Source organism: Rathayibacter sp. VKM Ac-2801 (assembly GCF_009834245.1).
Classification (GTDB): domain Bacteria; phylum Actinomycetota; class Actinomycetes; order Actinomycetales; family Microbacteriaceae; genus Rathayibacter.
Genome location: NZ_CP047183.1, coordinates 2,416,637 through 2,439,256, shown reverse-complemented (window position 1 = coordinate 2,439,256; position 22,620 = coordinate 2,416,637). Strand labels below are relative to the sequence as shown.

Sequence of the window (22,620 nt, the reverse complement as noted above, 5' to 3'; positions counted from 1 at the left end):
ACCGCCGTGCACTGTCCTCCATCGTAACCGCGGACCCCTGCCGGGCGGTCGAACGGCCGGTGCCATGTTCCTGAGAGACTGCGCGGACGGGGAGGCGGGCCGCGGGGCGCGCTCGGAGGCTCGCGAGCACCGCCTCGTTATACTCGCAGGGCTCTCACCGGTCAGCCGGTGCACCGGAAGAACGGATCCCCCCGCCTCATGCGCTCCCTCGCAGTCGTCGTCCCCACCTACAACGAAGTCGCGAACATCGCGACGGCGCTGCCGCGGGTCGCGCTCGCGGCGTCCCGCAACCCCGACTTCCACGTGACCGTCGCCGTCATCGACGACAGCTCCCCCGACGGCACCGCCGACCGCGCGCGCGAGCTCGCGGCCGAGCTCGGATCCGACACCTTCGAGGTCCTCGTGCTCTCGCGCGAGAAGAAGGAGGGGCTCGGCGCCGCGTACATCTGGGCCTTCCAGCACCTCCTGGCCGCCGAGCGCCGCTACGACTACCTGCTGCAGATGGACGCCGACCTCTCGCACGACCCGGACTACATCGACGCCTTCCTGCGCGAGGTGCGCGCCGGAGCCGACTTCGTGGTCGCCTCCCGCTACATCGCCGGCGGCGGCACTCCCGACTGGACGCTCGACCGCAAGCTGCTGAGCGGCGGCGGCAACCTCTACACGCGCCTCTTCCTCGGGTCGAAGATCACCGACTGGACCGGCGGCTTCAACCTCTTCAGCGCGGACCTCCTGCGCACCCTCCACCTCGAGACCATCCGCGCAGCCGGCTACGGCTTCCAGATCGTGCTCAAGTACCGCGCGCTGCGCCGGGCCCGCGGCGTGAAGGAGATCCCGATCGTCTTCCTCGACCGCACGGTCGGCAACTCGAAGATCCCGAGCGACACCCTCCTGAAGAACCTCCTGCTCGTCCTGGCCATCCGGTTCGGCGGGAAGCACCGGTGACGGCGGGTCCGAAGGGATCCCCTCGGACCCGGAGGGCCCTCCTCGAGCTCGCCGCCCTCGCCGTCGTCGTCAGCGGGACCCTGCTCGTGCTCGGCTTCATGGTCGGCACGCCGTGGCGGCCGCTGCTCTTCCGCGACGGCGACTCGCTGGCGCTGCCACTGATCCTGCAGTCCTTCGCCGAGGGCCGCCCCGCGGCCTGGGTGATGACGAGCCAGCTCTTCCTCTTCCCCGAGCTCCCCGTCTTCGGCGTCGCGTGGCTGCTCACCGGCGGCGATCCCGCGGCGGCGCTCGCGGTCAACGCCGTGCTCAACGTCGTCCTCCTCTACGGCGTGCTCCGGATGCTCGCGCGCCGGCTCGTCGCGGACCGGCACCGCCGGCTGCGGCCCGCCGCCGCGCTCGCCGGAATCGCCGTGCTGCTGGTGCTCTGCCTGACGGAGGGCCGCGCCCTCAACAACGAGGGGGCCCTGGCGACCACCTTCCTGCTGACGACCTACTACTACGGCGCGGTGCTCACGGGCCTCGCCGGACTCGCCGTCGCCCTGGGCGCGCTGCGCGAGCGCCGTCCGGCCGCGCTCCCGCTTCTCCTGGTCGGAGCGGCCGTCGCCGCGACCACCCTCTCCGATCCGCTCCTCCTGGTGCAGTTCGTCGGCCCCCTGCTGGTGGTCCTCGTCGTGCTGCTGATGCTCGCTCTCGCTGCTCGGAGAGCGGTGCTGGTCGTCGCGGGCACGGTCCTCGGGGCCGCCGCGCTCGGAGCCGCGCTGCGGATCCCGCTCGGCTTCCTGATCGGGACCGACGCCGGCGGGTACCTCCGGCTGCCGCTCGCCGGAACGGCCCTGGACGACCTGATCGTGCAGTTCCTGGTGCTGAAGGCGCCGCTGATCGGCAAGCTCGAGGTGGCGCTGCTGGGTCTGCTGCTGCTGGCGGCCCTGGCCGTCGTCGTGGCCGGTGCAGCCCGACTCGCGCGGGGAGCCGCCCTCGACGAGGCGGCCCGTGCCCGCTTCGCGGTGTGCGCGTTCCTGCCGGCGCAGACGGCGGTGCTCCTGGTGGTGCAGGTCTTCACCGGCAGCTCGGTCACCCGCTACCTGATGCCGATCCCGGTGACCGCGACCGTGGTCGTGATCGCGCTGATCGGCGCCGCGGCGGCGCACCGGCGGAACGCGGGCTTGCGGCTGGCGCCGGTCGTCCGCGTCGTCGCCCCGCTGGCCGCCGCAGGCCTCGTCGTCGCCGCCGTCCCGGCGACGGCGGCGGTCGCCTCGGCGGCGGCCGGGGCGCGATCGGACCCGGACGCCGACTGCCTGAAGCGCTGGATCGACGGGCGCGAGCTCGCGGGCGTCGGCTCGTTCTGGTCGACGCGGCCCCTGGACCTCTACGGGCCGGCCTCGCTGCACGTCCAGCAGGTCAACTTCGACTTCACGGTGCAGCTGTGGATGAACAACCTGAGCGACTACCGCGACCGGCAGTACAGCTACGTCCTGGCCGACCGCTCGCCCGACTGGGCGGGGCTCGCGCGCGGGACGCTCGGCGCTCCCTCCGATATCGTCGCCTGCGGGGGGTTCGACATCTACGACTACGCGGGTACCGACGGCGAGACCGAGCTGAACCGGATCGTCCAGACCAGCGTGGAGGAGCAGCGCCGTGAGCGCGGCTACTGACGCGCGAGCCCCGCGGACGGCGAGCCGGCGGCGCCGGACGCTCGTCGAGTTCGGTTGGGCGCTCGGCGCCGCCCTCGTCTCGGTCGCCGCCGCCGTGCTCGCCCTCGGCATCGGGCCGCAGGACCTGACGGCCCGCTGGACCGTGGGCGGCGACGACCAGATCCTGCACTACACGCTCTTCACCAGCGCCACGCAGGCGTTCCCGTTCGACGGCAACGCAGCGCTCGGCTTCCCCGACGGCTTCAACGCCTTCTTCAGCGCGCAGTTCGACGTCGCCTCCGCCCTCGCCGTCTCGGTCCTGGCCCTCGTGGTGCGCGACGGGACGACGCTCCTGAACGTCTTCTACCTGGGCACGTTCGCGACGGTCGCCGTCACCGGCTACGTGTTCTTCCGCGCCCTGCGCACGCGGCCCTGGGTCGCGGCGTTCTCCGCGGTCCTGCTGTCGCTGCTGCCGTACCACTTCCTCCGGATCGGCTTCGGCCACGCGTTCCTCGCCAACTACTGGGCGATCCCGCTCCTGGGCGTGATGGTGCTGATGGTCGCCGGACCGCGCACCGATCCTCTCCGGGCCTGGGCCGAGCGGGGCGCGACGCGGAGGAGCCGCGTGCTGCGCTCCGTCGTCCCGGGAGCCGTGCTCGGGCTCCTGGTGGCGAGCACGGGCGGCTACTACTACGTCTTCGCGGTCCTGGTCCTCGGAGCGACGTGGGCGGTGAGCACGGCCGCCGGAATGCTCTCCCGCGAGCGGCTGCGGGTGCTCGCGGTCTCGTCGGTGCCCTTCCTCGCGCTCGGCGTGTTCGTCGGGCTCTCGCTGCTGCTGCTCTCGCTCGACTTCGGGGAGCGCTACAGCCCGTACTTCACGTCGCGCACCGTGGGGGAGTCGGAGGCCTACGCCGGCAAGCTCGTGCTGCTGGGCCTGCCCTGGTCGGGGACCGGGCTGCCGCAGGGGTACGGCCTGCTGAACACCTATGCGGGCCAGTCCGGCGTGGCGCCGACGACGGAGCCGCCCGGGTTCTCGATCCTCGCCAGCGTCGCGCTGCTGATCACGCTCGTGGCGCTTCCGATCACCGCGCTCGGCGGCGGACGGGCGCTCCGTGCGACCGCGGTCGGCCGGTTCTTCTCGGACGCCCGCGTGCGCGTCCTCGCCGTGGCGACGCTGGCCGCGCTCCTCTTCTACACGGTGACGGGCCTGGGCGTCGTGGTCTCGCTGGTCGCGGGACCGACGATCCGGGCGTGGGCCCGGATGTCGATCGTCCTCGCGGTCCTCGTCCTCGGCGTCCTCGCGCTCCTGCTCGATCGGATCACGGCCCGTGGCGGGATCAGGATCCTCGTCGCGGCGCTGCTCGCCGGCGTCGCCGTGGTCGATCAGCTGGCCGGAGTATCGGCCGCGGTGCCGATCGCACCCACCGACGACTCCGAGATGCACTCGTTCGTGTCGGAGGCCGACGCGCGATTGGACGACGGCTGCGGAGTGGTGGAGCTCCCCTTGAAGAGCTTCCCCGACAGCGGGCGGATCGGAGCGCTCTCCGACTACGACGAGGCGCTGCCCTACCTCGCGACCGAGGAGGGACGCCTCCGCTGGAGCTACGGGGCGGTGGAGGGCACCTACGGCTGGGACGTCTGGGGCGACGTCGACGACCCGGCCGAGTTCGCGAGCGCCGTTACGAGCAGCGGCGCCTGCGCCGTCTACGTGGACACCGCCGGCTACACCGACGACCCCGACGGCTGGCGGGCCTACGTCCAGGCGGCGACCGGGGACGTCGAGCCCGAGGTCGCCTCCGGCTCGGGGCGCTGGCTGCTGTTCACGACGCAGCGCTGATCAGCGGTCGTCGAAGGCCAGCTCGAGCAGGCGCCGCGCGGTGCGGTCCCACCCCGGGATCGGCTCCGGCGCGAGTCGCCGGGGACGGCGCAGCGCCTCTCCGATCGCGGCCCTCCACCCGGGGCTGTCCGCCGGGTCGATGAAGACGGCGGCGGACTCCCGTCCGGCCAGCGCGTCGCGGAGGCCGGGGATGTCGGCCGCGAGCACCGGGGTGCCGCAGGCGACGGCCTCGAGAGCAGGGAGGCCGAAGCCCTCGTGCCAGGAGGGCATCGCGACGGCGTCGGCGCCCGTGAGCAGGGCCGGCAGATCCTCGTCGGCGACGTAGGAGGAGGCGAAGCGCACGTCGGCTCCGGCGGCGACCGCGCGCGCGACGGCGGAGTGGACGTCCTCGTTGTCCCAGCCGTCCCCGCCGACCAGGAGCAGGGTGTGACCCTCTGGCCGCTCGGCCTGCCGGTAGGCGTCCACCAGGGTGACGAGGTTCTTGCGGCGCTCGATCGACCCGACGAACAGCAGGTAGGACCCGAGCTCGTGCTCGGCGCGGACCCGCGCCACCTCCTCCTCGCCGCGGGCGTGGAAGAGGTCGGCGTCGATCGTGGTCGGCAGCACGCGGACGCGCTCGGGAGCGACGCCCAGAGCGCTCACGACCTCCGCGGCGGAGGACGGGGTGCCGGTCAGGACCAGGTCGCTGCGCCGGATCCAGCGGGGCACCGACCGCGACAGCAGCTCCCGGCGCTCGCGCGGAACGAGGTCGGGCATCACGGCGAAGCAGACGTCGTGCACGAAGGTGAGCGAGCGGGAGCGGGCGAGCGGCCAGCTCCGGAAGTTCGGGAAGAAGTAGGCGCCGCGGCCGAGCAGGAGGTCGATCCCCGGCGCAGGCAGCCGGGTCAGAGCGCTCCACACCGGCCGGGGCACCGGCACGGATCGGACGCGCAGGGTGCGGAAGCCGAAGCGCTCGAGCGAGCCCGCCTCGCTCGCCGGCACGACGAGGAGCACCTCGATGTCCGCGGCGGTCCCGTCGGTGTCCAGGGCGCGCAGGAGGCCGAGCAGGACGCGGCCGACCCCGGTCAGGCGCGGCGCCGCGAGGGCGGTCGCGTCGACCAGGAGGCGGCGGCGCCGCGCGGTCACGGCCTGCTGAGGCGGACGGTGGAGTCGATGTCGACGACGCCGTCGTGCACGGAGGCACGCTCGACCGTGAAGGTCGCGGCGACCGGGATCCGCATGGTCTCGCCCTGCGAGAAGGTGGCAGAGGAGGCGTGCACGGCGTAGTTGCCGGCGCCGAGGTGCAGGTCGGGGAGGGTGAACGTGACCGTCATCTCTCCGTCGACCGCGCTCAGCGGCGTGCCGATGCGCTCGGTGTTCGTTCCGAAGACGCGCTGGCCGAGGGGCGTGTCGATGCCCATGCCGATGTTCCAGTCGTCGACCGGGCGGCTGGTGCGCACCGTGACGTCGAACTCGAGGGTCTCGCCGCTGCGGACGACCGTGCCGCCGTGCTCGATGGACCCGCCGCGCAGTCGGCAGCCCAGGATCTCGATCAGCTGGGGGGCGGGCTCGTCCGCGGCCTCCGCGGCCTCGGCCTCGCGCTCCTGGCGGGCGGCCCGACGGTCCTCGAAGCTCTCGCGGAGGACCTGGAGTCCCTCGGAGGTCTCGCCGTCGAAGACGACGGTGCCCTTCTCGAGGACGATGGTGCGGTCGCAGAGCTCGCCGACCTGCTCGAGCGAGTGGGTGACCAGCACGATGGTCTTGCCCGCGCGCTGGAAGGCGCGGATGCGGTCCATGCACTTGCGCTGGAACGGCTCGTCGCCGACGGCGAGGACCTCGTCGACCAGCAGCAGGTCGGGATCGGTGTGGATCGCGATCGCGAAGGCGAGCCGCACGTACATGCCCGACGAGTAGAACTTGACCTGGGTGTCGATGAACTCGGCGATCTCGGAGAAGTCGACGATCGAGTCGAACTTGCTGTCCAGCTCGCTGCGCGAGAGGCCGAGGATCGCGCCGTTGAGGTAGACGTTCTCGCGCCCGGTGAGGTCGGGATGGAACCCCGCTCCGAGCTCGAGGAGCGCGGCAAGGCGTCCGCGGCGCTCCACAGTGCCGGTCGTCGGCTGCACGATGCCGCCGATGAGCTTGAGGAGCGTGCTCTTGCCCGAGCCGTTCGCGCCGATGAGGCCGACGGTCGAGCCCAGCGGGATCTCGAGGTCGACGTCGCGGAGCGCCCAGAACTCGTCGCGGTGCTTGCGCCCGCGGCCGAAGTTGACGATCCGCTCCTTGAACGACTTGTCCTTGCGGATGACGAAGCGCTTGGAGGCGTTGCGCACCCGGACGACGGTCGGGGTGCCGGAGGAGGCGGGCACGGACTCCTGCTTGCTGGTGAGGGTCACGATCAGATCTCCTGGGCGAAGTTGCCCTCGAGGCGGCGGAAGATCCGGTGGCCGATCCACACGAACACCAGCCCGACGACGAGGACGATGAGAAGGCGCAGCTCCATGTCCGGCGGCCACACCTGGGGGGCGATCTCGTTGCCGTCGATGATGCTGACGCGCGAGCCGTCGCCCCAGATCGCACGCTGGAAGGCGAGGATCGCGTTCGAGATCGGGTTGATCAGGTAGAGCTGCTCGGCCCAGCCGTGGCCGGCGCCGGTGGAGGCGGCGACGACGAAGTTCCACGCGTAGACGATGGGGGAGAGCCAGAAGAAGATCTGCAGCCCGACCTCGACCAGGAACTGGACGTCGCGGAGGTACACGTTGAGGGCCGAGAGCGCCAGGGCCAGCGCGAGGCCGTACACGAGCACGATCGCCAGCGCGGGGACGATGTAGAGGAGCTGGACGCCGAAGATCAGCGAGCCCGTGAGGACGGCTCCCGCGATCAGGACGACGAACTGCACCCCGAAGTTGAACAGCGCTGAGCCGATGGCGGCCACCGGGAAGATCTCCCGCGGCAGGTACACCTTCTTGATCAGCCCGCCGTTGCCGAGGATCGACGTGGTGCCCGCGGTCACGATCTCGCTGAACAGTCCCCAGAGGGTGAGCCCCGAGAAGACGAAGATCGCGAAGTTCGGGACGCCGCGCGAGGCCCCGAGGATCTGGCCGATCGCCACGTAGTAGATGAGGAGCATGATCAGCGGCCGGACGAGGCTCCAGACGAAGCCGAGGCTGCTGTCCTTGTAGCGCGACTTCAGCTCGCGCCCGACGAGCAGCCGGAGCAGCTCGCGGTGCCGCAGGATCTCGGCGAGGGAGGCGACGAAGCCGCCCGAGCCGCCGCCGACGGCCGACGTGGTGCCGGCGATCTGGAACGGCTCGTCGGCGATCGCGCGCGCACGATCCACAGCTTTGCTGGGCATGGAACTCCAAGCTCTCGGCCTCCGCCGGGCGACGGACCGCATCATTATACGTGCGGCCCACCCTGGAGCCCCCTGGCTGGCGTGCCGGTGCGCGGCGCATGGCGGGTAGTCTTGCTCCCGCTCGCCGACTGAACGACACGAACGAGGTGTTCGCCATGCCCACGCAGCCATCCGACGTCCCCCTGGACCCGGCGCCGCAGAGCGCTGGGGACCCCGCCCCCGTCCTCGGCGGCACCGGCGAGGACGCTCCTCCCGCTCCCGACCCGAGCCTCGAGTCGGCCGTCGGCGACGCCGCTCCCGCCGCCGTCCCGGCGGTGCCCGCGCGCACGTCCGGTGCTCCCGTCGAGCCCCGCCTCGCCGAGCCCGAGTCCCCGGACGAGGAGCTCGCCCGCCTGCGCGCGCAGGTCGACTCCCTCCTCAACGACCCGTTCGACGAGTGGGTCGAGCGGATCCAGGTGGGCGGAGTGACCGCCTCCGGCTTCGAGCGCACGCTCTCCTGGCGGGTGACGAAGCCCCTCCGCCTGGTGCGCACCTTCCAGATCCGCGTCGAGCAGCTCGGGCTGTCGGGCGCCGTCGGCCACAGCGCGCGCTTCGTCAAGCGCCGCCTGTCCGGTCGGGCGCGATGAGCGACCGGTCGCAGGTCTCCGCCGCCGGCGCGGCCGCCGCGCGCGCCCGTCGCACGGAGGCGATGCTGCAGCGCCTGGAGCAGATCGGGGCGCTCCTCTTCGACGAGGAGCGCCGCGCCTCGCTGCGCACCCGCGGGCCCGGCCCGTACCTCGACGAGGTGGCCCGCGAGATCCGCTCGCGCCAGGACGACGAGCTGACCTGGGTCGCGCTGGTCTCGTTCACGGCCGCGTACCCGACGAGCGAGCTGTTCGACTGGTTCCGCCGCGCCCTCGAGCTCGCCCCCGAGGAGGCGGCGCTCCGCATCTTCCTCGAGGCGGGCTCCCGCACCGCGACCGGGTTCGCCGATCTGGACGCCCGCGTCGAGGTCGTCACCGGGGCCGTCCTGATCGACGTCGACTTCCCCGCCCGCCACGGGCACAACACCGGGGTCCAGCGGGTCGTGCGCCAGACCGTGTCCCGCTGGGACGCCGAGCACGAGATCGTCCCGGTCGCCTGGGTGCACGGATCGATGTCCTTCCGCCGGCTGAGCGCGATCGAGCACGAGCGCGTCGTCGACTGGTCCTCCGCCGGGCGGCGCGACTGGGAGCACGGCGATCCGGAGCGCATCGAGTTCGTCGTGCCCTACCGCAGCGTCGTCGTCATCCCCTCGGTGCCCGACTACAACCAGTGCGGGCCGCTCTCGGCCCTCGCCGAGTACTCCGGCAACGAGGTCGTCGTCCTCGGCCACGACGCCATCCCCGTCGTCAGCGCCGACACGGTGCCGCCGGAGGAGACCGTGCGGTTCGTCAACTTCCTCTCCGTGGTCAAGCACGCCGAGCGCGTCGCCACGGTGAGCGCCGCGGCCGCGCTGGAGTTCGAGGGCTTCGTGCTCGCGCTCCCCGCTCAGGGCCTCACCGGCCCGACCGTCGTCCCGGTCCCGCTGCCCGTCGAGCTCCCGGACGGCCTGCGCTCCGAGGGCCGGGGCGCCTCCGGCCTGCCGCTCGTGCTCTGCGTCGGCAGCCAGGAGCCCCGCAAGAACCACCTCGCGGTGCTGCACGCCGCCGAGGTGCTCTGGCGCGAGGGCCTGCGGTTCCGCGTCCGCTTCATCGGCGGGGCCAACCCCTGGGCCCACCAGGTCTTCGATCCGCGCGTGCGCGAGCTGGTCGCCGCCGGGCGCCCGGTCGAGGTGCTCCGCGGAGCCGACGACGACGTCCTGATCGCGAGCTACCGGGAGGCGCTGTTCCTGGCGTTCCCGTCGCTGCACGAGGGGTACGGCCTGCCGGTCGCCGAGGCGCTGTCGATCGGGCTCCCCGTGCTCACCTCGCGCTACGGCAGCACGGCGCAGATCGCCGAGCACGGCGGGTGCGTCCTGATCGATCCCGAGTCCGACGAGGAGATCACCGATGGCATGCGCCGCCTGCTGACGTCGCCGGAGCTCGTCGACGAGCTCCGCCTCGAGGCGGCCGAGCGGCCCGAGCGCACCTGGGACGACTACGCCCGGGAGCTGTGGGCCGCCCTGATCGGCCCCTCGGCCCTCATCGAGCACGAGGAGGCGCCCCGTGCGCTCTAAGCAGTACCTGGTCGACCGTCTCGCCACCCTGGTGCGCACCCTGGCTCCTTCCGTGGAGCCGCTGGGCAGCGTCGACGCCCTCACCGGTCAGCTGAGCGTGCTGCTGCCCGCCCCCACCGACCGCGAGGTCTGGCTGGTGCTCGCCGTCCTGCGCGGCACGCTCCCTCGCCGGGAGGACGTCGTCGACGGCCGCCGCCGGGCCCGGCTGGACGGCACCGCCGGCCTGCTCACCCACGCTGCGTCCACCATCGCCTCCAACCGGGTGTTCGCCCGCTTCCACCACCCCGAGGTCGAGGTGGTCGTCGGCGCGGTCGTTGTCGACGTGCACCACACCGCGCGCACGGGACTGGCCACGGGCATCCAGCGCGTGGTGCGCCAGAGCCTCGTCCGCTGGACGCGCGACCACGAGATCCTGCTCGCCGGCTGGGACTCGACCCACGAGTCGCTCGTCATGCTCACCCCGGAGCAGAGCCGGAACGCGGTCTCGGGCGACGTGCCCGACGCCGCCGAGGACCGCTCCCGCGTGATCGTGCCGTGGCAGGGCACCTACCTCCTGCCCGAGCTCGCCGTCGAGGACGAGCGGACGTCGCGCGTCTCCGCCCTCGCCGAGTTCAGCGGCAACCGCACGGGCACCATCGGCTTCGACTGCGTGCCGGTCACCACCGCCGAGACGGCGAGCACCGGCATCAGCGCCGCCTTCTCCCGCACGCTCGTCGCCGTCTCGCACATGGACCGCATCGCGACCATCTCCGAGGCGGCCGCGACCGAGTACTCCGGCTGGCGCCACATGCTCGGCAGCGTCGGGATGCAGGGGCCGGACATCCGCCCGATCCTGCTGCCCTCGCAGCCGGAGAGCGTCTCGGACGAGGAGCTGGCCACCGCCGCGCGCTCGCTGGTGACCGGCGACCTCCCGCTCGTGGTCTGCGTCGGCAGCCACGAGCCGCGCAAGAACCACCTGGCGGTGCTCCAGGCGGCCGAGCTGCTCTGGCGCCGGGGCGTGCGCTTCAGCCTGGTGTTCATCGGCGGCAACGCCTGGAGCAGCGCCGAGTTCGAGTACCGCCTCGAGGTCCTCGAGGGCCAGGGCCGTCCGGTCCGCTCGCTCTCCAAGATCACCGACGCGCTGCTCTGGAGCGCCTACCGCCTGGCCCGGTGCACGGTGTTCCCCTCCATCAACGAGGGCTACGGGCTCCCGATCGTGGAGTCGATCTCGGTCGGCACGCCGGTCGTGACCTCCGGCTTCGGCAGCATGCACGAGGTCTCCGCGTCGGGCGGCGCGCTGTGCGTCGATCCGCACGACGACCACGACATCGCCGCGGCCCTCGAGCGGCTGCTGACCGACGACGAGCTGCACGCGCGGCTCTCGGCGGAGGCGCTCGCGATCGACGGCGGCACCTGGGACGAGTACGCCGCGCGCGTCTGGTCGTACCTCGTCGAGGGCGAGGGCGTCGACGAGCGGGCCCGGGCCGAGCAGTCGGACGCGACCGCCTAGGCGTCGTCGACCGATCGCGTGCAGAAGGCCCCCGCTCCAGGAGCGGGGGCCTTCTGCACGCGCGGGCGCGGCTCAGCCGGAGCGGCGCGCCAGCTCGAGGTCGTTCTCGACCATGCGGGCGACGATCTCCTCGAAGCCGACGGTGGGCGCCCAGCCGAGCACCTCGCGGGCCCGGGAGGCGTCTCCGCGCATCTCGGGGGCGTCCACGGGGCGGGCGAAGCGCGGGTCGATCGAGACCCGGTGCTCCCAGTCGTCGATGCCGGCCGCCGTGAACGCGGCGCGGACGAAGTCGCGGACCGAGTGCGCGACTCCCGTCGCCACGACGTAGTCGCCCGCCTGCTCGGCGCGCGAGGCGCGGACCAGGGCGTCCACGTAGTCGGGGGCCCAGCCCCAGTCGCGGCGCGCGTCGAGGTTGCCGAGGGAGAGCTCCGACTCGGCGCCCGTCGCGATCGCGGCGACCCCGGCGGTGATCTTCCGGGTGACGAAGCCGAGCGGCCGTCGCGGCGACTCGTGGTTGTACAGGATGCCGGACGAGGCGTGCAGACCCCGGCCGCGGTAGACCGCGACGAGGTGGTGCGCGAACGCCTTCGCGGCCCCGTAGGGCGAGACCGGGCGGATCGGGGTCCGCTCGGTCTGCGGGTTCTCGGTCGCGGCCCCGAAGATCTCGGAGGAGGAGGCCTGGACGAAGCGGACCTCGCGGCCCGCCGACTCCTGGAGCGCCAGTGAGGCCTCCAGGAGGGCGGCGACCGCGGTGCCGGTCACCTCGGCCGTGAGCACGGGCTCCTTCCACGAGAGCGCGACGGACGACAGTCCGGCGAGGTGGAAGACCGTGTCCGGCTGCGCCTCCGCGACGATGCGGCCGAGGCCGGAGGCGTCGCGCAGGTCGCCCTCGAAGGGGCGGACGGCGGCGGGAAGAGAGGCGTCGTCGGTCCCGCGCACGAGCGCGGAGACCTCCCAGCCGTCGGCGAGCAGGCGCTCGACGAGGTAGCCCCCGTCCTGACCGCTCGCTCCGGTGACGAGAGCGGCAGGCATGACTACTTGATCAGCGCGGACTGCTCGGCGAGGTCGTTCTCGACCATCATCGCCACGAGCTCGGGGAACGAGACCTTCGGCTCCCAGCCGAGGACGTCGCGCGCCTTCGCCGGGTCGCCGATCAGGAGGTCCACCTCGGCGGGACGCATGAACGCGGGGTTCTGGGTGACGTACGGGGTCCAGTCCTCGATGCCGACGTGGTTGAAGGCGATGTCGAGGTACTCGCGGATCTCGTGGGTCTCGCCGGTCGCGACCACGTAGTCGTCGCCTTCGGGCTGCTGAAGCATGCGCCACATCGCGTCGACGTAGTCGCCGGCGAAGCCCCAGTCGCGCTTCGCGTCGAGGTTGCCGAGCTCCAGCGTCTCCTGGAGGCCGAGCTTGATGCGGGCGACCGCGAGGCTGATCTTGCGGGTGACGAACTCCGGGCCGCGGCGGGGCGACTCGTGGTTGAAGAGGATGCCGGAGGAGGCGTGCATGCCGTACGACTCGCGGTAGTTGATGGTCATGTAGTGGCCGAAGACCTTGGCCACGCCGTAGGGCGAGCGCGGCCAGAGCAGCGTCTCCTCGCTCTGCGGGACCTGCTGGACCTTGCCGAACATCTCGGAGGAGGAGGCCTGGTAGAACTTCACGCGCGACATGTCGGAGCCGGCGTAGAGGCGGGTCGCCTCGAGGATGTTGAGCACGCCCTTGCCGGTCACGTCGGTGGTGAGCGACGCGTTCTCCCACGAGTAGGCCACGAACGAGATCGCACCCAGGTTGTAGACCTCGTCGGGCTGGGCGGCGGCGAGCACGCGCACGAGGCTCGACACGTCGGTCAGGTCGCCGGTGAGCAGGGTCACCTCGGGCACGGTGCGGCGGACCAGCTCGTACTTGGGGTTGTTCTGCCCGCGGACGAGTCCGAAGACCTCGTAGCCCTTCGAGAGGAGGAGCTCGGCGAGGTAGAGGCCGTCCTGGCCGGTGATTCCGGTGATCAAAGCGCGGGGCACGTGGTGGTCCAATTCGTCGGGGTCGATGACAGCGGGTCACATACTACCCACGGGCACGGCCGGACGCCGGGAACGGTGCGGCCCGCCGGTATCCTGGCCGGGCTTCGGACCGATTGGACGCCATGCCGGAACTCCGCCCCGTCACGCTCGCCGTGCTCACCGTCGACCCGGGCGGGATGGGCGGCGGCGAGACCTACGCGCGCGCGCTCACGCGCCTCCTGGCGCCGCGGCCGGGGGAGGAGGGGCCCGCCGTGCAGGTGCTCGTGCCCGAGAACGCGCGCGGCTTCAGCGAGGGCGTGCCCGAGATCGTGGCCGAGGGGGTCGTCAGCGGTGCTGGCCACCGCCGCCGGGCCGTGGGGATGCTCCAGGCGCTCCTGCGGACGCCGCGGCTGCGCCGACGCCTCGGCCGGGACGCGGTGCTCTACTTCCCCTTCACTGTCCCGCTCCCGTGGCCGTCGCGGCGGCAGGGGCACGTGCAGATGCTGTTCGACCTGCAGCACCGCGACCTCCCTCACCTCTTCCCCCGCGTCGAGCGCGTCTTCCGCCGACTCGCCTACGAGGCGACCGCTCGCCGCGCCGACGCGGTCATCACCATCAGCGCCTTCACCAAGGGGAGGATCGTCGAGCTGCTGGGCATCCCGGAGGAGCGGATCCACGTGTCGCATCTCGGCGTGGACACCCGGCGCTTCGTCGCGAACCTGGGGACACGGGAGGACTTCGTCTTCTACCCGGCGCGCGCCTGGCCGCACAAGAACCACGCCCGCCTGTTCGAGGCGGTGCGCCTGCTGCGCGAGGAGGGGCACCCCCTCCGGCTCGTGCTGACCGGAGGGGATCTGGACCGCCTCGGCGCGCTTCCGGACTTCGTCGAGTGGCGCGGCCACGTCACTCCGGAGGAGCTCGCCGACCTCTACCGCCGAGCCGCGGTGCTGGCGTTCCCGAGCCTCTACGAGGGGTTCGGCCTCCCGCCGATCGAGGCGATGGCGTCGGGCTGCCCGGTCGCCGCCTCCGACGCGGGCTCGCTCCCGGAGATCTGCGGGGACGCGGCGGTCTACGTCGATCCGCTCGAGCCGCGCTCGATCGCGGACGGGATCCTGGAGGCCATCGAGCGGACCGGCGAGCTCGGCCCGCGCGGCGTCGAGCGGGCCCGGACCTTCAGCTGGGAGCGCTGCCGGGAGGAGCACCTCGCGGTGCTCCGAGAGGTGGCGCGGCGGCGCGGGCGCTGAGGCATCCGGTCAGTCCCGCGGATGCAGGAGCCGGCGCCAGCTCAGGCCCTGCGCCGCGCGCATCGCGCAGAGCACCACGAGCAGCCACCCGGCGTCGAGCAGGATCGAGCTCTCGGCCAGCGCGGTGACCATCAGCACGGTCAGCACCAGCACCGGCCAGACGTGCACGACCGCCTTGCGCTCGGAGGCGATCAGCCAGGAGCGCCACAGCGCGAGTCCGATCAGCACGACGAAGAGGACCACTCCGACGGCGCCGACCTGCAGGGCCACGTCGAAGAGCGCGTTGAGGCTCGACGAGTGCGGGCGGCCCGAGAGGTAGTCGATGGCGGTGAAGGGGTAGAGGTCGGGCCGCCAGTAGCCCACCCAGCCCCAGCCGACGATCGGCGCGAGGTCGGTGAAGCGCCAGACCTGCTGCCAGAGCCGCAGCCGGAACTCGAACTCGCTGCCCGCGTTCAGCAGCTCGATCACCCGGTAGCGCAGGAGCCACACGGTGAGGGCGGCCGCTGCGGCGACTCCGAGCACCGCGAACTGCCGCCGCCTGCGGTGGGTGGCGTCGCCGTGGCGCACCCAGCGCAGGGCGAGGGCGACGACGACGGCCACGGCGAGCACGCCCGCGCTCACGGCGGAGCGCGTGAAGAGGAGGGTGACCGCGGCGAGGGCGATCGAGGCGACGGCCGGCCAGCGGGCGACGGAGCGGGTCATCAGCTCCACCGAGAACGTGACGATCGCCAGCAGGCAGACCAGCCCGAGCTGGTTGCGCGTGCCGACCAGCCCCTGGATCGGCCCGCCGACCGCGAGCAGGCCCTCCACGCCGAGGAAGCGCAGCGGCTGGTCGATCAGCACCCCCGAGAGCACCTCCACGGCCAGCGAGGCGATCAGCACGACCCGCAGCACGTCGCCGACCGAGCGGATGATCTGGATGATGTCGCGCGTGAGGCCGATCGCGATCGCCAGGAACGCCAGGGCGAACTGGTAGACCACGCTCGAGACCGTCGCCCAGGTGTAGTCGCTCCACAGCACGCTGAGCGCGATCCAGCCGAGGAACACCAGGATGCTCGTGGGAAGCAGGCCCTCCCAGTCGAGCAGGCCGCGCCGCAGGACGAGCATGAGCGCGGCGAGGGCGGTGAGCGTGGCGACGGCGGCGATGTAGCCGGGCCAGCCGAGGAGCCCCCGGACCGCCGGGGCGCAGAGGACGGTGACGAGAGTGGTCTGCGCGAGGGCCGCCGCGAACTGCGGGGACGCCGTCGCGTCGGCGACGGAGGCGGGGAGCGAGGGGCGGCGGGGCCTCATCGCCTCGGGGAGGCGTCGACGAGGGGCAGCGGAGTCGCGGCGAGGACCTCGGGCGTCTCGGTCGCCGGCCGCTTGGTCTGCACCGCGAAGAGGACGAGGAGCAGCCAGCCGCCCTCGATCAGGATCCGGCTCTCGAAGAGCGACTGCGCGAGGAGGGCGACGACGATCAGCAGCGGAACGAGGCTGACGGCCGTGTAGGGGAGGGTCGAGGTCGCGTCGCGCCGCGGGCGGTCGACGGCGCGGAACCAGGAGCGCCACAGCGTCGAGACGGCGAGCGCCGCGAAGAGGACGAGGCCGACCGCTCCGAGCTGGAGCGCGACGTCGAGCCAGGCGTCGTGGGCCTGCAGGTAGAGCACGCCCTTGCGCTCGGCGAGGGTGTCGAACGGGGCCGCCCAGGGAGCCCAGTAGCTGACCCAGCCCCAGCCGAGGACCGGACGCTGCAGCGTGAGCGCGATCACCGAGTCCCAGATGTCGAGGCGGCCCGTCGCGTCCTCGCTCTTGCCGAGCAGGCCGAGGAGGGCGCCCCAGCCCGCGGCGCCTCCGGCGACGGCGGCCACTGCCAGGCCCGCGGCGGTCAGGTAGACGGGACGGCGGCGGGACTCGCCCCTCCGGCGCGCCCAGAGCGCGAACGCGGCGGCGAGGACGACGGCGACGAGGCAGAGGAGGACGGTGGCCGAGCGGGTGAGCAGGAGGGTCACGACGAACAGGGCGACCCACGCCGCTCCCCAGCGGCGCCGGATCGAGCGCGCGGCCAGCTCGATCGCGATCACGATCAGGCCCAGCAGGGCGAGGAAGCCGAGGAGATTGCGGTTGCCGACGATCCCCTGGACGGGCTCGCCGGTGAAGAGGGCGGCCTGCGACCAGTAGAAGGCGTCGGGCGTCGGTCCGTCGGCGGGAGGCTCGACGCCCAGCGGCAGGACGGGCTGCCGCACGACGACCGCGATCACGAGCTCGAAGAGGAGCGACAGGCCGACGGAGAGGCGCAGGGCCCGTCCGAGAGCGGTGAGCAGCTCCCGGCTGGTCAGCGTGACGGCGAGGACGACGCCGCCGAGCGTCGTCGCGAGCTGCGCCGTGACGCCGATCGCGCTCGCGCCCGGGTAGGCGGACCACAGCAGCGAGAGCACCGCGAGCCCGAGGAAGAGGACCAGCGACTTCGGCGTGCGGGCCCAGCGCAGGCGGGGGCGGGCGCGGACGAGGACGGCGATCGAGGCGGCCAGGAGCACCGCGACGACGAGGCCCCAGCCCCACCAGCCGGCGAGGTTCCGCAGCGACTGGCCCGCCAGCAGCACGGCCAGCACCGCCACCGCGAGCGCTCGGGGAGCGGCGGGGGCGGCGCGTCGGATCATGGCGACCAGTCTAGGGAGCGGGGGAGGCACGACGGCGTGCCGGGCGCGCCGCCGCTCGCTCCCCGGCCGGGCCCGCCCCTCGCAGGAGGCGGCCCGGCGGAGCGGCTCAGACGAACGCGGCCGTGCCGCTGATCGAGCGGCCGACGATCAGCGTGTTCATCTCGCGGGTGCCCTCGTAGGAGTAGAGGGCCTCCGCGTCGGCGAAGAAGCGGGCGACGCCGTAGTCGAGGACGATGCCGTTGCCGCCCATCACCTCGCGGCACCAGGCGACGGTCTCGCGCATCCGGGCCGTCGCGTAGGCCTTCGCGAGGGCGGAGTGCTCGTCGCGCTGCTCGCCGGCGTCGAGCATCTCGGAGACGCGGGTCGCCAGGGCGATGCTGGCCGTGATGTTGCCGATGCTCTTGACCAGGAGGTCCTGCACGAGCTGGTGCCCGACGAGCGGCTTGCCGAACTGCACGCGCTCCTTCGCGTAGCGCAGCGCCGCGTCGTAGGCGCCGATCGCGACGCCGATGGCCTGCCAGGCGACCTCGGCGCGGGTGAGCCGGAGCACCTTCGCGGTGTCGCGGAACGAGTTCGCGCCCTGGAGGCGCAGCGACTCCGGGACGCGGACGCCCTCGAGCACGATGTCGGCGTTCTGCACCGTGCGCAGGCTCTGCTTGCGCGCGATGGCGGTGGCGCGGTAGCCCGGCGTCGAGGTGGGGACGAGGAAGCCCTTCACCTGGCCGTCCTCCACGTCCTTCGCCCAGATCACGGTCACGTCGCTGAACGTCGCGTTGCCGATCCAGCGCTTCTCGCCGTCGAGGATCCAGTCGTCGCCGTCCCGGCGGGCGGTGGTGCGCAGGCCCTGGGCGGAGTCGGAGCCGGAGTGCGGCTCGGTGAGGCCGAAGGCGCCGACGACCTCGCCCGAGGCGAGCTTCGGCAGCCACTCGGCCCGCTGCTCCTCGGAGCCGGCGACGCCGACCGTGCCCATCACCAGGCCGTTCTGCACGCCGACGTAGGTCGCGATTCCCGCGTCCACCCGGCCCATCTCGAGCGCCACCCAGCCGCGGAACACGGCGGAGTTCTCGATCGCGCGGGTCTCGGGCCAGGAGAGGCCGATGACGCCGGTGGCGTGGATCGCGGGGATCAGCTGCCGCGGGAACTCCGCGCGCTCCCAGTACTCGTCGGCGATCGGCCGCACCTGCTCCTCGAGGAACGCGCGGACGCCGACCAGCAGCTCCTTCTCGGCGGGCGTGAGCGCCGCCTCGAACCCGTAGAAGTCGGCCCCCAGGGTCTCGAAGGTCGTGCTGTCCATGCTCTGTGCTCCCTCGCTCGTCGGATGCGGCACGGCGACCGCTCCGACGGCGACAGTGCTGCGACTCCCAGCGTACGAAGCGCGCCTGCGAGCGCCGCGTCCTCTGGCGGAGAGCACCAACAGGCGGGCCCTCCTCCCGGGCCCGCGTTGTGGATCCTGCTAGCGTCGCAGCGGAGCGGCCCCGGCGCATCCGGCTGAGCGGCTCGGACCCACCCCTCGGACGGAAGGCCAGCGCTCCCGTGTTCATCCCGATCGGCAACACCCCCCGCGACTACGCATGGGGCTCGCTCACCGGCATCTCGGAGGCCCTCGGCACCGCGCCCTCCGGCGCCCCCGAGGCCGAGCTCTGGCTCGGCGCGCACCCGGGCTCGCCCGCGCGCATCCTCGACCCCGCCTCCGTCGGCGCCGGCACGCTCGCCGAGTGGATCGCCGAGCACCCCGAGGCGGCGCTCGCCGGAGTGGAGGGGTCGGTCGATCCGGTCTCGGGCGCTCCCCGCCTGCCGTTCCTGCTCAAGATCCTCGCGGCGGGCGGGCCGCTGTCGCTCCAGGCCCACCCCTCGTCCGAGCGGGCCCGGCGCCGGTTCGTCGAGGAGGAGGAGGCCGGCATCCCGCGGGACGCCGCCGACCGCAACTACAAGGACCCGTTCCACAAGCCCGAGCTGATCTACGCGCTCAGCGAGAGCTTCGACGCGCTCTGCGGCTTCCGCGAGCCGGCGGACGCCCGGGCGCTGCTCGCCGAGCTGGCCGGACGCGCCCCGGCGGAGGAGGCGGCCGCGATCGCGCGGTTCGCCCGGACGCTGGAGGGCGAGCCCGCGGAGGTCCTCCGCGGCGCCGTGTCCTGGCTGCTCGCCGACGGCGACCGCGCCGAGGTCGCAGCGCTGGTGTCCGCGGTCGTCGCGGCCTCCGCGGGCGACGACCGGCTCGAGACGAGCACGGTCCGGGACCTGGCCGAGAGCTACCCGGGCGACCCCGGAATCGTTCTCTCGCTCCTGCTCAACCGCGTCCGCCTCGCCCGCGGCGAGGTGCTCTACCTGCCCGCCGGCAACATCCACGCCTACCTCGCGGGCACCGGGGTGGAGCTGATGGCCGCCTCCGACAACGTCCTGCGCGGGGGCCTCACGCCCAAGCACATCGACGTCCCCGAGCTGGTGAGCGTGCTCGAGTTCTCGCCCCTGCCCGTGCCCTACCTCCCGGCCGAGCAGGCCGGGCCGGGCGTGCGCGTCTACCGCCCGGACGTCCCCGACTTCGTGCTCGCCGTCGTGCAGCCCGAGTCGGAGGAGCCGGCGCGCGTCGCCCTGCACGGGCCCGCCATCGCGATCGCGACCGAGGGGTCGTTCTCCCTCGAGGGCGCCGAGGGCTCGGTCCGCGTCGAGCGCGGCGGCAGCGTGTTCGTGACCCCGTCGGAGGGCGCTCTCGCCGTCACCGGACGGGGCACGCTCTTCGTGGCGACGGTCTGACGCCGTCCCGAGACCCCGGTGCCGGTGGCTCAGGCGGCGAACATGCGGCGGTAGGCCGCGGGCGTGGTCCGCAGGACGCGCGTGAAGTGGTGGCGCATCACCGCCGCCGTGCCGAAGCCGACCCGCGCGGCGACCGCCTCGAGGGTCAGCTCCGTCTCCTCCAGCAGCACCTGGGCCCGGAGGAGGCGCTGGCGGGTGAGCCAGGCGAGCGGAGTCGTGCCGAGGTCGGCCCGGAAGCGGCGCGCGAAGGTGCGGGGTGCCATCAGGGCGCGACGGGCCATCGCCTCGATCGAGAGCTCCTCGTCGAGGTGCTCCAGCATCCACTCGGTGACCTCGGCCAGCGAGTCCGCGCGCGCCTCGGGAACGGGGGTCCGCAGGTACTGCGCCTGCCCGCCGTGGCGCTGCGGGGGCACGACCATCCGCCGGGCGACGACGCTCGCCGCCGTCGCGCCCAGCTCCTCGCGCACCACGTGCAGCGCCGCGTCGATCCCGGCCGCGGTGCCCGCGCTCGTCACGATGCGCCCCTCCTGCACGTAGAGGACCTCGGGGTCCACCGTGACGGACGGGAAGCGCCGGGCCAGCTCGGCGGCGTGCATCCAGTGGGTGGTGGCGCGCCGGCCGTCGAGCAGGCCCGCCTGCGCCAGGGTGAAGGCCCCGCTGCAGACGCTGAGGATCCACGCGCCCCGCTCGTGCGCGTCGCGGAGGAGGTCGAGCACCCGCTCGTCGGCGGGCCCGCGGCCGTGGGCGGGGACGGCGATCAGGTCCGCGTCCCGGGCCGTGTCGAGTCCGTCGGCGATCAGCAGGTCGAACCCGAGGCTCGTCCGGACGGGGCCCGGATCAGGAGTGGCGATCCGGAAGTCGAAGGCGGGTCCTCCGTCGGCGCCGCGGTCGATCCCGAACACCTCGCAGACGACCCCGAACTCGAACGGGGCGAGGCCGGGCAGGGCGAGGAGGGCGACGGAGCGGAGCACGGCGGCAGGATATCGTGCACTGTCGTCATCCAGCCGATCCGTCCCGGCGACCCCCGCCGCTAGGGTGTCTTCCGGCGCGCGCAGTCGCGGGCCCGCACCGAGGAGGATCCACATGGCATGGCTGGTCACCGGGGGAGCCGGGTACATCGGGGCGCACGTGGTGCGCGCGTTCTCGGAGCAGGGCATCGACCCCGTCGTCCTCGACGACCTCTCCTCGGGGCACGCGTCGTTCGTGCCCGAGGGCGTCCCGTTCCACCAGGGCTCGATCCTCGACGAGGCCCTGCTCGACCGCGTCCTCGCCGAGCACGACATCGAGGGCGTCGTCCACGTCGCCGGGTTCAAGTACGCCGGCGTCTCGGTGCAGCGCCCCCTGCACACCTACGAGCAGAACGTCACCGGCACGATGCGCGTGCTGGCGGCGATGGAGCGGGCCGGGGTCTCCTCGATCGTCTTCTCCTCGAGCGCGGCCGTCTACGGCGCGGTCGACGTCGAGATCGTCACCGAGGACACCCCCAAGAGCCCGGAGTCGCCCTACGGCGAGTCGAAGCTGATCGGCGAGTGGCTGCTCGCGGACGCGGGCCGGGCGCACGGCGTCCGGCACGCCTCCCTGCGCTACTTCAACGTCGTCGGTTCCGGCTACCCGGACGTCTACGACACCAGCCCCCACAACCTCTTCCCCCTCGTCTTCGAGGCGCTGCTGGAGGGCTGCACGCCCCGGATCAACGGCGACGACTACCCGACGCCGGACGGCACCTGCGTCCGCGACTACATCCACGTCGCCGACCTGGCGCTCGCGCACGTCGCCGCGGCGCGCCGCCTGGCCGCCGGCGAGCCGATCGATCCGGTCTACAACCTGGGCAGCGGATCCGGGGCCTCCGTCGGCGAGATCATGCGCGCGATCGCCGACAGCACCGGCATCGCCTTCACGCCCGAGGTCGCGCCGCGGCGGCCGGGCGACCCGCCCCGCATCGTCGCCTCGGGCGAGACGGCGGCCCGCGACCTGGGCTGGGAGATGCGGCACACCGTGGCCGAGATGGTGGAGAGCGCCTGGCGCGCACGGAGCGCCGCGACCGCCTGACGGGACTTCACGTTCGCGACACGCCGGTGTGTCGTGAACCCTCCACGGCGGGTTGAGGGTTTATGGTCCGCGACTTGACCTGAGCGAATGACACCGCTGTAATTACCTAGGCAGCGGCTCCGGGAGGAGCGGCCGCCGATCATCGGTTCGCAGGCGGGGTAGGAGACGGCATGACGCTTCCGGAACAGCACTCCGGAGTCCCCGAGGACTGGTTCGTCGATCCCGTCCGTCTGGGCGTGCCCGGGGTCCGGCCCGGGATCGACACCGCGACCGAGGCGCCGGGGGGCGCGCTCTCCTGGCAGGTCGACTCGCTGTGCGCGCAGACCGACCCCGAGGCCTTCTTCCCCGAGAAGGGCGGCTCGACCCGCGACGCCAAGAAGATCTGCACCTCGTGCGAGGTCCGGGCGCAATGCCTCGAGTACGCGCTCGAGAACGACGAGCGCTTCGGCATCTGGGGTGGCCTGTCCGAGCGCGAGCGCCGGAAGCTGCGCCGCCGGGCGTAGTCCCCTCCTCGCCGCGACCCGATCGACG

19 protein-coding genes are annotated in these 22,620 nt (G+C 73.1%); 10 read left to right on the top strand and 9 right to left on the bottom strand.

Annotation, left to right across the window (positions count from 1 at the left end; translation table 11 throughout):
* Positions 1-198: 198 nt before the first annotated feature.
* From GSU45_RS11205 to GSU45_RS11195, 3 genes are read left to right on the top strand one after another with little or no spacing between them, the layout of a single operon-like run.
* Positions 199-945, top strand: coding sequence for a polyprenol monophosphomannose synthase (locus GSU45_RS11205; protein ID WP_104223157.1), 747 nt, complete (start codon positions 199-201; stop codon positions 943-945).
* On the top strand, positions 942-2,597 hold the full coding sequence (locus GSU45_RS11200) for a hypothetical protein (protein ID WP_159915011.1): 1,656 nt from the start codon (positions 942-944) through the stop codon (positions 2,595-2,597). Before GSU45_RS11205 ends, GSU45_RS11200 begins: the two co-directional genes overlap by 4 nt.
* On the top strand, positions 2,581-4,413 hold the full coding sequence (locus tag GSU45_RS11195) for a hypothetical protein (RefSeq protein WP_159915009.1): 1,833 nt from the start codon (positions 2,581-2,583) through the stop codon (positions 4,411-4,413). The genes GSU45_RS11200 and GSU45_RS11195 overlap by 17 nt, the downstream gene beginning before the upstream one ends.
* On the opposite strand, the gene GSU45_RS11190 is transcribed toward GSU45_RS11195, so the two are convergent.
* The 3 genes from GSU45_RS11190 to GSU45_RS11180 are packed head-to-tail and all read right to left on the bottom strand — an operon-like array spanning position 4,414 to position 7,747.
* Complete coding sequence (locus GSU45_RS11190; RefSeq protein WP_159915007.1) at positions 4,414-5,538, bottom strand: glycosyltransferase family 1 protein; 1,125 nt, start codon at positions 5,536-5,538, stop codon at positions 4,414-4,416.
* Positions 5,535-6,788, bottom strand: coding sequence for an ABC transporter ATP-binding protein (locus tag GSU45_RS11185; RefSeq protein WP_244229465.1), 1,254 nt, complete (start codon positions 6,786-6,788; stop codon positions 5,535-5,537). Before GSU45_RS11185 ends, GSU45_RS11190 begins: the two co-directional genes overlap by 4 nt.
* Positions 6,789-6,790: 2 nt before the next feature.
* A complete protein-coding gene (locus tag GSU45_RS11180) occupies positions 6,791-7,747 on the bottom strand; it encodes an ABC transporter permease (protein ID WP_104223153.1) in 957 nt (318 codons plus the stop codon).
* A gap of 155 nt (positions 7,748-7,902) precedes the next feature.
* On the opposite strand from GSU45_RS11180, the gene GSU45_RS11175 reads away from it, so the two are divergent.
* From GSU45_RS11175 to GSU45_RS11165, 3 genes are read left to right on the top strand one after another with little or no spacing between them, the layout of a single operon-like run.
* A complete protein-coding gene (locus GSU45_RS11175; RefSeq protein WP_159915005.1) occupies positions 7,903-8,373 on the top strand; it encodes a hypothetical protein in 471 nt (156 codons plus the stop codon).
* Positions 8,370-9,923, top strand: a complete 1,554-nt coding sequence (locus tag GSU45_RS11170) for a glycosyltransferase (RefSeq protein ID WP_159915003.1) — start codon at positions 8,370-8,372, stop codon at positions 9,921-9,923. The genes GSU45_RS11175 and GSU45_RS11170 overlap by 4 nt, the downstream gene beginning before the upstream one ends.
* Positions 9,913-11,412, top strand: coding sequence for a glycosyltransferase family 1 protein (locus GSU45_RS11165; RefSeq protein WP_159915001.1), 1,500 nt, complete (start codon positions 9,913-9,915; stop codon positions 11,410-11,412). The genes GSU45_RS11170 and GSU45_RS11165 overlap by 11 nt, the downstream gene beginning before the upstream one ends.
* 72 nt (positions 11,413-11,484) lie before the next feature.
* On the opposite strand, the gene GSU45_RS11160 is transcribed toward GSU45_RS11165, so the two are convergent.
* Together GSU45_RS11160 and GSU45_RS11155 are read right to left on the bottom strand one after the other, a co-directional pair.
* Complete coding sequence (locus GSU45_RS11160; RefSeq protein WP_159914999.1) at positions 11,485-12,444, bottom strand: GDP-mannose 4,6-dehydratase; 960 nt, start codon at positions 12,442-12,444, stop codon at positions 11,485-11,487.
* A gap of 2 nt (positions 12,445-12,446) precedes the next feature.
* Positions 12,447-13,430, bottom strand: coding sequence for a GDP-mannose 4,6-dehydratase (locus GSU45_RS11155; protein WP_104275317.1), 984 nt, complete (start codon positions 13,428-13,430; stop codon positions 12,447-12,449).
* Positions 13,431-13,552: 122 nt separating this feature from the next.
* On the opposite strand from GSU45_RS11155, the gene GSU45_RS11150 reads away from it, so the two are divergent.
* A complete protein-coding gene (locus GSU45_RS11150) occupies positions 13,553-14,653 on the top strand; it encodes a glycosyltransferase family 1 protein (RefSeq protein ID WP_159914997.1) in 1,101 nt (366 codons plus the stop codon).
* A gap of 9 nt (positions 14,654-14,662) precedes the next feature.
* On the opposite strand, the gene GSU45_RS11145 is transcribed toward GSU45_RS11150, so the two are convergent.
* From GSU45_RS11145 to GSU45_RS11135, 3 genes are all read right to left on the bottom strand, one after another.
* Positions 14,663-15,943, bottom strand: a complete 1,281-nt coding sequence (locus GSU45_RS11145) for an O-antigen ligase family protein (protein ID WP_159914995.1) — start codon at positions 15,941-15,943, stop codon at positions 14,663-14,665.
* Positions 15,940-17,289, bottom strand: a complete 1,350-nt coding sequence (locus tag GSU45_RS11140) for an O-antigen ligase family protein (protein ID WP_159914993.1) — start codon at positions 17,287-17,289, stop codon at positions 15,940-15,942. The genes GSU45_RS11145 and GSU45_RS11140 overlap by 4 nt, the downstream gene beginning before the upstream one ends.
* 106 nt (positions 17,290-17,395) lie before the next feature.
* A complete protein-coding gene (locus tag GSU45_RS11135; RefSeq protein WP_159914991.1) occupies positions 17,396-18,583 on the bottom strand; it encodes an acyl-CoA dehydrogenase family protein in 1,188 nt (395 codons plus the stop codon).
* A 239-nt stretch (positions 18,584-18,822) separates the two neighbouring features.
* Between GSU45_RS11135 and manA the strand changes: the two genes are divergently transcribed.
* Positions 18,823-20,040, top strand: a complete 1,218-nt coding sequence (manA, locus tag GSU45_RS11130; protein WP_159914989.1) for a mannose-6-phosphate isomerase, class I — start codon at positions 18,823-18,825, stop codon at positions 20,038-20,040.
* Between the two features lie 29 nt (positions 20,041-20,069).
* On the opposite strand, the gene GSU45_RS11125 is transcribed toward manA, so the two are convergent.
* Positions 20,070-21,011 (bottom strand): helix-turn-helix domain-containing protein, encoded by a 942-nt coding sequence (locus GSU45_RS11125; protein ID WP_159914987.1) that lies wholly within the window; start codon positions 21,009-21,011, stop codon positions 20,070-20,072.
* 112 nt (positions 21,012-21,123) lie between these two features.
* Here GSU45_RS11125 and galE point away from each other — a divergent pair, with 112 nt between their 5' ends.
* Together galE and GSU45_RS11115 are read left to right on the top strand one after the other, a co-directional pair.
* Positions 21,124-22,089, top strand: a complete 966-nt coding sequence (galE, locus tag GSU45_RS11120) for a UDP-glucose 4-epimerase GalE (RefSeq protein WP_159914985.1) — start codon at positions 21,124-21,126, stop codon at positions 22,087-22,089.
* A gap of 170 nt (positions 22,090-22,259) precedes the next feature.
* Positions 22,260-22,592 (top strand): WhiB family transcriptional regulator, encoded by a 333-nt coding sequence (locus GSU45_RS11115; protein WP_104224145.1) that lies wholly within the window; start codon positions 22,260-22,262, stop codon positions 22,590-22,592.
* Positions 22,593-22,620 lie beyond the last annotated feature (28 nt).

Excerpts from the sequence above, each read along its gene's own strand:
- GSU45_RS11145 (WP_159914995.1), bottom strand. The coding sequence starts at position 15,943 with ATGAGGCCCCGCCGCCCCTCGCTCCCCGCCTCCGTCGCCGACGCGACG.
- GSU45_RS11115 (WP_104224145.1), top strand. The coding sequence starts at position 22,260 with ATGACGCTTCCGGAACAGCACTCCGGAGTCCCCGAGGACTGGTTCGTC.
- GSU45_RS11140 (WP_159914993.1), bottom strand. The coding sequence starts at position 17,289 with ATGATCCGACGCGCCGCCCCCGCCGCTCCCCGAGCGCTCGCGGTGGCG.
- GSU45_RS11180 (WP_104223153.1), bottom strand. The coding sequence starts at position 7,747 with ATGCCCAGCAAAGCTGTGGATCGTGCGCGCGCGATCGCCGACGAGCCG.
- GSU45_RS11150 (WP_159914997.1), top strand. The coding sequence starts at position 13,553 with ATGCCGGAACTCCGCCCCGTCACGCTCGCCGTGCTCACCGTCGACCCG.
- GSU45_RS11205 (WP_104223157.1), top strand. The coding sequence starts at position 199 with ATGCGCTCCCTCGCAGTCGTCGTCCCCACCTACAACGAAGTCGCGAAC.
- GSU45_RS11135 (WP_159914991.1), bottom strand. The coding sequence starts at position 18,583 with ATGGACAGCACGACCTTCGAGACCCTGGGGGCCGACTTCTACGGGTTC.
- GSU45_RS11175 (WP_159915005.1), top strand. The coding sequence starts at position 7,903 with ATGCCCACGCAGCCATCCGACGTCCCCCTGGACCCGGCGCCGCAGAGC.
- galE (WP_159914985.1), top strand. The coding sequence starts at position 21,124 with ATGGCATGGCTGGTCACCGGGGGAGCCGGGTACATCGGGGCGCACGTG.
- GSU45_RS11170 (WP_159915003.1), top strand. The coding sequence starts at position 8,370 with ATGAGCGACCGGTCGCAGGTCTCCGCCGCCGGCGCGGCCGCCGCGCGC.
- GSU45_RS11160 (WP_159914999.1), bottom strand. The coding sequence starts at position 12,444 with ATGCCTGCCGCTCTCGTCACCGGAGCGAGCGGTCAGGACGGGGGCTAC.